This is a genomic window from Pantoea septica (assembly GCF_002095575.1).
Lineage (GTDB): Bacteria > Pseudomonadota > Gammaproteobacteria > Enterobacterales > Enterobacteriaceae > Pantoea > Pantoea septica.
Genome location: NZ_MLJJ01000023.1, coordinates 61173 through 71562 on the forward strand (window position 1 = coordinate 61173; position 10390 = coordinate 71562).

Annotated in this window: 10 protein-coding genes; 5 read left to right on the forward strand and 5 right to left on the reverse strand. The window is 57.9% G+C overall.

The genetic code is table 11. The features are described from left to right. Positions 1-6: 6 nt before the first annotated feature. From cysM to HA46_RS13785, 3 genes are all read left to right on the forward strand, one after another. Complete coding sequence (cysM, locus tag HA46_RS13775; protein WP_084884888.1) at positions 7-888, forward strand: cysteine synthase CysM; 882 nt, start codon at positions 7-9, stop codon at positions 886-888. Positions 889-1055: 167 nt separating this feature from the next. Next, positions 1056-1736 carry a response regulator transcription factor gene (locus HA46_RS13780; RefSeq protein ID WP_033791742.1) on the forward strand — a complete coding sequence of 227 codons (681 nt, stop codon included), beginning with the start codon at positions 1056-1058 and terminating at the stop codon, positions 1734-1736. Beyond that, entirely contained in the window at positions 1733-3097 is a 1365-nt protein-coding gene (locus HA46_RS13785) for an ATP-binding protein (RefSeq protein WP_033791741.1), read from the forward strand. Before HA46_RS13780 ends, HA46_RS13785 begins: the two co-directional genes overlap by 4 nt. Positions 3098-3161: 64 nt before the next feature. Here the strand turns inward: HA46_RS13785 and crr are convergent, their stop codons facing one another. From crr to cysZ, 5 genes are all read right to left on the reverse strand, one after another. Then, positions 3162-3665 (reverse strand): PTS glucose transporter subunit IIA, encoded by a 504-nt coding sequence (crr, locus tag HA46_RS13790; RefSeq protein WP_033753703.1) that lies wholly within the window; start codon positions 3663-3665, stop codon positions 3162-3164. A 42-nt stretch (positions 3666-3707) separates the two neighbouring features. Next, entirely contained in the window at positions 3708-5435 is a 1728-nt protein-coding gene (ptsI, locus tag HA46_RS13795) for a phosphoenolpyruvate-protein phosphotransferase PtsI (RefSeq protein WP_033791740.1), read from the reverse strand. Between the two features lie 159 nt (positions 5436-5594). Further along, positions 5595-5852 carry a phosphocarrier protein Hpr gene (gene ptsH, locus HA46_RS13800; protein WP_007889063.1) on the reverse strand — a complete coding sequence of 86 codons (258 nt, stop codon included), beginning with the start codon at positions 5850-5852 and terminating at the stop codon, positions 5595-5597. A gap of 387 nt (positions 5853-6239) precedes the next feature. Next, the gene (gene cysK / locus HA46_RS13810; protein WP_033791739.1) at positions 6240-7211 is read right to left on the reverse strand and encodes a cysteine synthase A; all 972 of its coding nucleotides are present in this window, start codon (positions 7209-7211) and stop codon (positions 6240-6242) included. 142 nt (positions 7212-7353) lie between these two features. Beyond that, on the reverse strand, positions 7354-8121 hold the full coding sequence (cysZ, locus tag HA46_RS13815) for a sulfate transporter CysZ (RefSeq protein ID WP_033791738.1): 768 nt from the start codon (positions 8119-8121) through the stop codon (positions 7354-7356). Positions 8122-8339: 218 nt separating this feature from the next. Here cysZ and zipA point away from each other — a divergent pair, with 218 nt between their 5' ends. Both zipA and ligA read left to right on the forward strand, forming a co-directional pair. Continuing rightward, the gene (zipA, locus tag HA46_RS13820; RefSeq protein ID WP_033791737.1) at positions 8340-9377 is read left to right on the forward strand and encodes a cell division protein ZipA; all 1038 of its coding nucleotides are present in this window, start codon (positions 8340-8342) and stop codon (positions 9375-9377) included. Between the two features lie 66 nt (positions 9378-9443). Then, positions 9444-10390, forward strand: a 947-nt coding sequence (ligA, locus tag HA46_RS13825) for an NAD-dependent DNA ligase LigA (protein WP_084884891.1), incomplete at its 3' end; no start/stop codon positions are given.

Here is a 10390-nt window from a genome sequence, read left to right on the forward strand (position 1 = left end):
CGCAACTTGACCACTCTGCAAAACACCATCGGCAATACGCCGCTGATCAAACTCCAGCGCCTGACGCCTGCCAACGGCAGCGAAATCTGGCTCAAGCTGGAAGGCAACAACCCTGCCGGCTCCGTCAAGGATCGCGCCGCCTGGTCGATGATCCACCAGGCAGAGCTGCGCGGCGAGATCGCGCCCGGCGACCGCCTGATTGAGGCGACCAGCGGCAATACCGGCATCGCGCTGGCGATGATCGCCGCCATGAAGGGCTACGCGCTGCGCTTGCTGATGCCTGAAAATATGAGCCAGGAGCGACAGGACGCGATGCGCGCCTACGGCGCCGAGCTGGTGCTGGTGAGCCGCGAGCAGGGCATGGAAGGCGCGCGCGATATGGCGCTGGCGATGATGGCGCGCGGGGAAGGGCATGTGCTCGATCAGTTCAATAATCCCGATAATCCGCTTGGCCACTACCAGACCACCGGTCCGGAGATCTGGCAGCAGAGCGCCGGACGCCTGACCCATTTCGTCTCCAGCATGGGCACCACCGGCACCATTACCGGCGTCGGGCGCTACCTGAAAGAGCAAAGCGATAGCGTGGCCATTATCGGCCTGCAGCCGGAAGAGGGCAGCGCCATACCCGGCATTCGTCGCTGGCCGCAGGCTTATCTGCCGGGCATCTATCGGCCCGAGCTGGTGGACGAGGTGATGGATATGGGACAGGCCGAGGCGGAAGAGACGATGCGCTCGCTGGCGCGCCGCGAAGGCATCTTCTGCGGCGTCAGCTCCGGCGGCGCGGTGGCAGGCGCATTGCGCATCGCTCAGGCGCGGCCCGGCAGCGTTATCGTCGCTATCGTCTGCGATCGCGGCGACCGCTATCTCTCGACCGGCGTATACCGCTAGCCTCTCTGCGAAACGGCCCGGTTGCGCCTGCCTGGTGCAGCCGGGCCGTTTTTGTCTATAGTCATCCTGAGCATCGTCTGACGTCGGATCTGTAAGGAACGCGTAAAATCTGCTGCGTCCGGCGCCCGCTCAGGACAAAATAGCGGCAATTCAGGCGAGAGACCCCTATGAAAATTTTGTTAGTTGACGACGATGTGGAGCTGGGCACCATGCTCAGCCAGTACCTTATTGCCGAAGGCTTTGAAACTCAGCTGGTATTAACCGGCAGCGCCGGTATCGAAGGCGCGCTTTCCGGCCACTACACCGCGATGATCCTCGATATTATGCTGCCCGATATGAGCGGCATCGACGTGCTGCGTCAGGTACGGCAGAACAGCCGCCTGCCGGTGATCATGCTGACCGCCAAAGGGGACAACATCGATCGCGTGATCGGGCTGGAGATGGGCGCGGACGACTATATGCCGAAGCCCTGCTACCCGCGCGAACTGGTGGCGCGGCTGCGCGCCGTGCTGCGCCGCTTCGAAGAGCAGGCGCCGCTGCCGGATAAAAAAGAGCTGCTGCGCTGGGGCGAACTGACGCTCAATCCCGCCACGCGCATGACCGAGTGGCAGGGCAAAGCCTTCGATCTCACCGCTTCGGAATTCAATCTGCTGGATCTGCTGATGCGCTCGCCGGACCGCGTGGTATCGAAAGATGAGCTGTCGGAAAAAGGGCTGGGCCGCCCGCGCGAAGCCTACGATCGCAGCGTTGACGTGCATATCAGCAATATCCGTCAGAAGCTGGCGGCGCTCACCGCCGACAGCGTCAATATCGAAACGGTGCGCAGCATCGGCTACCGCATTCGATGAAGCAAAACTACCGCGGGCGCATGTTCTGGAAGATTTTAATCGGCTTCTGGATCGTATTCGTTATTATCAGCCAGCTGCTCTGGCTCGGCTTCAGCATTGCCGGCAATCGCCACGAGCCGCCGGAAATTATCGCCACGCGCCGCATCGTCAACTTGCAGATGGCCTCTGCGGTTTCAGTGCTGGAGCGCGGCGGGCTCGGCTCGCTGAACGATATGATGGCGGACTGGGAGCCTAACGATCGTCAGTTCTTTTCCGTCATCCAGCATGCCCGACCCGTTCATTCCGAACCGCTGCCGGAAACCTTCAATCCGCCGTTTCAGGGCAAGTTCCCCGACGTGATCGTGCGCTGGGTAAAAGGGGCGGACGGCAAAGAGTATGAGCTGCGCTATAACGTCAAAGGCCTGCGCGAAGACAGCTCGATGGGCATGGACGGGCCGCGCCGCATTCTCAATATCCCCGAGCCGATGTTTCTTTTCGCCGGCTCGGTCGGGCTGTTATTTAGCCTGCTGCTGGCGTGGAACCTGACGCGGCCGATGCGCCAGCTGCGCGAGGGCTTTTCACGCGTGTCGAACGGCGATCTCAGCGTGCGGCTCTACCCCATGATGCGCAAACGCCACGATGAGCTCTCTAACGTGGCGGAGGCGTTCGACGCCATGGTGGAGCGGCTCGATACTCTGGTGCGCGCGCGCGAGGAGCTGCTGCATGATATTTCGCACGAGCTGCGTTCGCCGCTGGCGCGTCTGCAACTCGCCACGGGCTTAGCGCGTCAGACGCCAGCCAGCGTTAACGCCTCTCTGGATCGCATCGACGAAGAGGCGCGGCGGCTGGATAAGATGATTGGCGAGCTGTTGACGCTGTCGCGCGCCGAGCATGAGAGCATGCCTGACGAACAATATTTCGATCTGACCGGCCTGGTGCACGCGGTAGTCACCGATGTGCGCTACGAGGCGCAAATCCCCGGCGTGCAGGTTGACTTCCTGGTTGATGAAAACGCCGATTACACCGTGCGCGGCAACGCCGAGCTGATTCGCCGAGGTATCGAGAACGTGCTGCGCAACGCGCTGCGTTTCTCGCTGCCCGGTCAGCATATTCAGGTCAGGCTGAAGGCGGAGCAGGAATGGCTGGCGATTCGCGTACGCGATCAGGGACCAGGCGTGGACGATGAAAAGCTCTCCAGCATCTTCGATCCTTTTGTGCGGGTCAATTCGCCGCTGCTGGGCAAAGGCTACGGGCTGGGGCTGGCTATCGTGCGTAAGGTGGTGCTGGCGCATCACGGCGAGGTGCAGGCGGTGAATCGCCCTGAAGGCGGGCTGGAGCTGACGATTCGTCTGCCGCGCTGGCAGGCGCAGGATAAGGTCTGACTCTCTGCGGCTGAGAACAAAAAAAAACGGCACCCGCGGGTGCCGTTTTTCTTAGCTGCGTCCGTTACTTTTTAATGCGGATCACCGGTGTTTCGCCAACGGTAACCTGACCAGAGAGCTTAACCAGCTCCTTGATCTCATCCATATTGGAGATGACGACAGGCGTCAGCGTAGATTTAGCTTTCTCTTCCAGCAGCGGCAGATCAAACTCGATCACCACATCGCCTTTCTTGACCTTCTGGCCTTCTTCCGCGATGCGCTTAAAGCCTTCGCCTTTCAGCTCGACGGTGTCGATACCGAAGTGCACAAACAACTCGATGCCGTTGTCAGACTCGATTGAAAACGCGTGGTTGGTTTCGAAAATCTTACCGATAGTGCCATCGACCGGCGCAACCATTTTGTTGCCGGTTGGTTTGATGGCGATACCGTCGCCAACGATCTTCTCGGCAAACACCACATCCGGTACGTCTTCAATGTTTACGATTTCGCCTGACAGAGGCGCAACAATATCAATCGTCCCAGATGTGCTTTCTGATTTATTGCCAAAAAGCTTGTCAAGAAAACCCATATTCTTCTCCTAAACAGTATTGTTGGGCCAGCGTCTCGTGGATCAGCAGAGTGTTTTCTCTTTGATGAACTTGTTGACCAGGTTCATCAGATCTTCTGCTGTAGGTTGAGCCAGAGCCTGCTCCGCCAGAGCCTTCGCATCTTCGAAATTAGTATTGCGAATGATTTTCTTAATGCCTGGGATTGAAATGGCGCTCATGCTGAATTCGTCCAGCCCCATACCCAGTAACAGTAGTGTAGCACGTTCATCACCTGCCAGCTCACCGCACATGCCGGTCCACTTGCCTTCGGCGTGAGAAGCGTCGATCACCTGCTTGATTAAATTCAGCACCGACGGCGTCATCGGGTTATACAGATGCGAAATCAAATCATTACCACGATCGACCGCCAGAGTATACTGCGTCAGGTCGTTTGTCCCAATACTGAAGAAGTCGACTTCTTTCGCCAGATGACGCGCAATCACCGCCGACGCCGGGGTTTCCACCATAATGCCGACTTCGATGCTTTCATCGAACGCTTTGCCTTCTTCGCGCAGCTGCGCCTTAAGGGTTTCCAGTTCGGCTTTCAGGATGCGCACCTCTTCAACAGAGATGATCATCGGGAACATAATGCGCAGCTTGCCGAAGGCAGAGGCGCGTAAAATAGCGCGCAGCTGGGCATGAAGGATCTCTTTGCGATCCATGGCGATACGAATGGCGCGCCAGCCGAGGAACGGGTTCTCTTCTTTCGGCAGGTTCATGTAAGGCAGATCTTTGTCGCCGCCGATATCCATGGTGCGCACAATCACCGCCTGCGAACCGACAGCTTCAGCCACCGCTTTATAGGCCTGGAACTGCTCTTCTTCAGTGGGCAGCGAGTCGCGATCCATAAACAGGAATTCGGTGCGGTAGAGGCCGACGCCTTCTGCGCCGTTGCGCTCTGCGCCAGCGACGTCGCGCACGGTGCCGATGTTGGCGCACACTTCAACCTGGTGACCGTCCAGCGTGATCGCCGGCAGATCTTTCAGCTTGGCCAGCTCATGTTTTTCGCTCAGATACTGGGTCTGAACCGCTTTCAGCTCTTCCAGCTCGCTCTCTGACGGATTGACGTAAACTTTATTGTTCACGCCGTCCAGAATCAGAAAATCGCCGTTTTTGATCGTGGCAGTGACGTTGCCGGTGCCGACGATTGCCGGCAGCTCCAGCGAGCGAGCCATAATCGAGGTATGAGACGTGCGGCCGCCGAGGTCGGTGATAAAGCCCAGCACCTTTTTCAGGTTCAGCTGTGCGGTTTCCGACGGCGTTAAATCTTTGGCTACCAGGATGGATTCGTCCTGGATAGCGCTCAGGTCGACGATATGCAGACCGAGAATGTTTTGCAGCAGACGTTTGCCGATATCGCGAACGTCAGCGGCGCGTTCTTTGAGGTATTCGTCGTCCAGCTCTTCGAGCGCTTTCGCCTGACCGTCGATCACGGAGTAGGCGGCAGCGTCGGCCGAAGCGTGATCTTTCTTGATCAGGTCGATGATTTCCTGCTCCAGCTCTTCGTCTTCCAGCAACATGATGTGGCCTTCGAAGATGGCTGCTTTCTCTTCACCAAACGTTTCACCCGCTTTCACTCTGATCGCTTCCAGCTGCTGCGCAGCCTGAGCGCGGCCGTCGAGGAAGCGTTTTACTTCCTGGTCAACCTGGTCATCAGAAATCTTCTTGCGGTTGATGACGATCTCATCCTCAATCAACAGCAGAGCTTTGCCGAAAGCGATACCTGGTGATGCTAAAATGCCTGAAATCATAACCCTACCTTTTAATCACGATGGCTCTTAGACCCAATGCGTTGCCATTGTCGCGGGAGCTGTACTCTACGGATGTGATAACGCGGACAAGTTGTCCGCGATCAAGATGTTTGCACTCAATGGGGCAAAGGAGTCGGTGTAAAGCAAAAGCTGACTGGATTACTCCAGTTCAGCCATCAGTTTAACCAGATGCTCCACGGCCTGCTGCTCATCTTCGCCTTCTGCGGAGAGCGTCACAACCGTGCCCTGGGTCAGGCCCAGCGTCTGCAGTTTGAACAGGCTCTTGGCGCTGGCGGATTTGCCGTTAGAGGTAACGGTGATTTCTGACTGGAACGCTTTCGCTTCTTTAACAAACTGCGCGGCAGGGCGGGTGTGAAGACCATTAGGCGCGGTGATAGTAACTTCTTGCTGGAACATTTTGTTTCCCCAACGTTATCAGGTTTGGTGTTATGGACTTAAAGTCTAGCCTGGAGCCGTAACTTTAGCCTGTGTAGGTGCGCGGGTATAGCGTTACGCTGACCATTAAATGCGCTTGAATGAGTAAGTCATTCCAGTTGAAGGGTCAAAATCCCTGTCGAGCGCTTCAGCTGCTAATTATGCCGTGATTCGCCGTTTCGCCAAATGCGTAAATCGATTCAGCTTGATCCACTTCAAAGGCTGATTAATTTCAGGCACCGAAATAATTGGCAGCTTAAATACCAGAGCTGAGTCACTGAAATCAATCTGGGCGGTGGTGAAAGTGCGATCTGCGCCACAAAAAAGCACCCATTTGGGTGCTTTTTTCGGCGTTTTCGGAATCTGCCGTTACTGCTGCAGCTCTTTCTCGGTGAAAAGATCGGCAAACAGCGCGGTACTCAAATAGCGCTCGCCGGAAGAGGGGAGAATGACCACGATATTCTTGTTGGCGAAGGCTTCGTCTTCCTGCAGCTTCAGCGCCGCTGCGACCGCCGCGCCGGAAGAGATGCCAGCGAGAATGCCTTCCTCTTCCATCAGCTGACGCGCCGTGCTGATCGCCTCTTCATTGGTGATCGCCACGACGCGGTCCACCAGATCGAGATCGAGGTTGCCGGGAATAAAGCCGGCGCCGATGCCCTGAATCTTATGCGGGCCAGGCTTGATCTCTTCGCCCGCAATCGCCTGAGCGATAACCGGCGAGTCGGTTGGCTCCACCGCCACGGTAATCAGCTCTTTCTTGCCTTTGGTATTCTTGATATAGCGAGAGACGCCGGTCAGGGTGCCGCCGGTGCCGACGCCCGCGATAAACACGTCTACCGCGCCATCGGTATCTTCCCAGATTTCAGGGCCGGTGGTCTTCTCGTGAATTTCCGGGTTTGCCGGGTTGCTGAACTGCTGCAACAACACATATTTGTCCGGATCGCTGGCGACGATCTCTTCCGCTTTGGCGATAGCGCCTTTCATGCCTTTCGGCCCTTCGGTCAGCACCAGGTTGGCGCCCAGCGCTTTCAGCAGCTTGCGACGTTCGACGGACATCGTTTCCGGCATGGTCAGCGTCAGCTTGTAGCCGCGCGCGGCGGCGACGTAGGCCAGCGCGATGCCGGTATTGCCGCTGGTCGGTTCAACCAGTTCGACGCCAGGTTTCAGAATACCGCGTTTCTCTGCGTCCCAAATCATATTGGCACCGATACGGCATTTTACGCTGAAGCTCGGGTTACGGGATTCTACCTTCGCCAGAATGCGGCCGTTACCGATGCGGTTCAGTCGAACCAGTGGCGTATGACCAATTGTCAACGAGTTATCTTCATAGATCTTACTCATAGCCTGTCCTTAACTGTATGAATTATTGGGAACCCACTGAGCATACCCTTTCTGTCTACGCGCGGAAGGAAAGAAAACGCATATCTATATGTCCCCACGCAATAAGCCCTGTTAAAAAATGCATAAGGCGCTCTGATGAGTACTAGCGTAGCTCAGCGCGGCCTAATTGCGCACGGTAGCGATCGACCCACATCGCCGTCGCGCCGCATACCGCAACCGGCATAATCGCCAGGTTGAGAATCGGAATCATGGTGAACAGGCTGACCAGCGCGCCGAACTGCATATTGGCGCTTTTATGGCGGCGCAGAGCGCTGCGCATCTGCTGAAAGCTCACTTTATGGTTATCGAACGGATAGTCGCAATACTGCACCGAAAGCATCCAGGCGCTGAACAGAAACCACAGCACCGGCGCCACCGTCTGGCCAAAGCCGGGAATAAAGTAGAGCAGCAGCAGGCCGAGCGCGCGCGGCAGATAGTAGCCGAGCTTTTGCAGTTCGCGCTTCATAATGCGCGGCACATCCTTCAGCATCGCCATCCAGCCGCTGTCCGGCAGCGGTTTGCCCGTCAGGCGGCCTTCCAGCTGCTCCGCCAGCAGGCCGCAAAACGGCGCTGCGATCCAGTTGGCAATAGTAGAAAAGAAGTAGCTGAACACCAGCACGATCGAAATGACCGACAGCGGCCAGAGCAGATAGCTTAGCCACTGCAGCCAGCCGGGAATGTGCGCCATCAGCTGCGGGATCCAGCTGCCCAGCTGGTAGAAGAGCCAGACAAACGCGCCGCCCAGCAGCAGAATATTGACCAGCAGTGGAATAATGACGAAACGCCGAATGCCTGGCAGACGAACCAGTCTCCAGCCTTCGCTAAAATAGTGCACGCCGTTGAAACTTGAGACAGTGTTCTCGTGGGCCATACAGGCAACTCTCCAGGAAATAATCAGGCGAGACCATGATAACCTGGCTTTTTCTCCTGACCATGAGGCGATTGTGTGAAAAAACAGCAAAAAAACGTGGGGTGACTATCTTATTTGTCAGAAAATACTGCACGAGCTTGCACTTGTTTAGCTGGGCAAATACAGTTAGAGGATAAAGTTTGCCGCGGTGGCAAGGTATTGGAACAACAGAGAATACAATGATGCAGGATTTGCGTCTGATATTAATCGTTGTTGGCGCGATCGCCATTATAGCGCTCCTTCTTCACGGGCTGTGGACCAGCCGTAAAGAGCGTTCGTCAGTGTTTCGCGATCGCCCGCACAAACGGCTGAAACAGCGCGACCAGCGCGACGATGAAGATAGCCTGACCGAGGACGAAGAGAGCGTCGGCGAAGTTCGCGTGCGCCATGAGCGGCCGCATCAGGAGCCGCGCATCGATCATTTCCGCGACGAGCAGCAGGATGACGCGCCGGTTTTCGCCGCCGCGCCGGAGAAGCCGCGTCAGCCCGCCGCGCGTCCGCAGCCTCAGCAGGAAGAGGATCCGCTGCTGGCGCCGCAACAGCCGCGTCCACAGCAGCCGCGTCCGCAGCCTCAGCCTGTTCAGACGCCGCAGGAACCTGCGCCGCGTTTCGCGCCGGCTCAGCCGATACAGGCCGATCCGCTGCTCGATTTAGATCCGCTGGACGCCGCGCAGCCCGAGCCGCTGTACGAGGCGGAGCCGGAGCCGCAGCAGCCTGTTCGCCACCAGCCGGAACAGCATGAACCGCAGCCGGTTGAACCGGTTCGCCAGGAGGCGCCGAAAGCGCCAGGCAAGCCGAAAGAGACGGTGCTGGTGCTGCACGTCGCCGCGCATACCGGCGGCACGCTGAATGGCGAAGCGCTGCTGCAGGGCATTCTGCAAGCGGGCTTCCAGTTCGGCGAAATGAATATTTTCCATCGCCATCTCAGCCCGGCGGGCAGCGGTCCCGTGCTGTTCAGTCTGGCGAACATGGTGAAGCCCGGCTCGTTCAATCCAGATGAGATGTCTGACTTCTCTACGCCCGGCATCTCGATCTTTATGATGGTGCCCTCCTACGGCGACGCGAACCAAAACTTTAAGCTGATGCTGCAGTCTGCGCAGCGTATCGCCGATGACGTCGGCGGCGTGGTGCTGGACGACGAGCGTCGCATGATGACGCCGCAGAAGCTGGAAACTTACAAGAACCGCATACGCGAAGTCATTGAATCCAGAGAATAGGGCAGACCGTTAATTCTGTTTCACCAAACCCCCGCCTGTCGGGGGTTTTTTATCTGATGGGGCAATATGAAATCCGTTCAGGACCAGATCACCGAACTGCGCACCACGCTGCGCCATCACGAGTACCTCTACCATGTCATGGACGCGCCCGAAATACCGGACGCCGAATATGACCGCCTGATGCGCGAACTGCGCGCGCTGGAAGAGCAGCATCCCGAACTCATTACGCCCGACTCGCCGACCCAGCGCGTGGGTGCCGCGCCGCTAACGGTATTCGAGCAGGTGCGCCATGAGGTGCCGATGCTGTCGCTGGACAATACCTTCGACGAAGCTGGCTTTCTCGCCTTCAACAAGCGCGTGCAGGATCGCCTGAAAAACAGCGACGATATCGCCTACTGCTGCGAACTGAAGCTGGATGGACTGGCGGTGAGCCTGCTTTACGAGAACGGTCTGCTGACGCGCGCTGCCACGCGCGGCGACGGCACCACGGGCGAGAACATCACCGCCAACGTCCGCACCATCGGCGCAATCCCGCTGCGCCTGAAGGGCGACGATTTTCCCGCGCGGCTGGAAGTGCGCGGCGAAGTCTTTATGACGCAGCGCGGCTTCGAGAAGCTGAATGCCGAAGCGCGCCGCACCGACGGTAAAATCTTCGCTAACCCGCGCAACGCCGCCGCGGGCTCGCTGCGCCAGCTCGATCCGCGCATCACCGCGAAGCGTCCGCTCACCTTTTTCTGTTACGGCTTCGGGCTGCTGGAAGGCGGCGAGCTGCCGGGCAGCCACTATGCGCGGTTACAGCAGTTTAAAGCCTGGGGACTGCCGGTCAGCGATCGCGTTCAGCTGGTGCACAGCGCGGAAGAAGCGCTGGCGTTCTACCGTCGGGTAGAGGATACGCGTCCTGAGCTGGGATTCGATATCGACGGCGTAGTCATCAAAGTTGACTCGCAGGCGCTGCAGGAGCGGCTCGGCTTCGTGGCGCGTGCGCCGCGCTGGGCGGTAGCCTTTAAGTTTCC

Excerpts from the sequence above, each read along its gene's own strand:
- ptsH (WP_007889063.1), bottom strand. The coding sequence starts at position 5,852 with ATGTTCCAGCAAGAAGTTACTATCACCGCGCCTAATGGTCTTCACACC.
- crr (WP_033753703.1), bottom strand. The coding sequence starts at position 3,665 with ATGGGTTTTCTTGACAAGCTTTTTGGCAATAAATCAGAAAGCACATCT.
- HA46_RS13785 (WP_033791741.1), top strand. The coding sequence starts at position 1,733 with ATGAAGCAAAACTACCGCGGGCGCATGTTCTGGAAGATTTTAATCGGC.
- ptsI (WP_033791740.1), bottom strand. The coding sequence starts at position 5,435 with ATGATTTCAGGCATTTTAGCATCACCAGGTATCGCTTTCGGCAAAGCT.
- cysZ (WP_033791738.1), bottom strand. The coding sequence starts at position 8,121 with ATGGCCCACGAGAACACTGTCTCAAGTTTCAACGGCGTGCACTATTTT.
- cysK (WP_033791739.1), bottom strand. The coding sequence starts at position 7,211 with ATGAGTAAGATCTATGAAGATAACTCGTTGACAATTGGTCATACGCCA.
- zipA (WP_033791737.1), top strand. The coding sequence starts at position 8,340 with ATGATGCAGGATTTGCGTCTGATATTAATCGTTGTTGGCGCGATCGCC.
- HA46_RS13780 (WP_033791742.1), top strand. The coding sequence starts at position 1,056 with ATGAAAATTTTGTTAGTTGACGACGATGTGGAGCTGGGCACCATGCTC.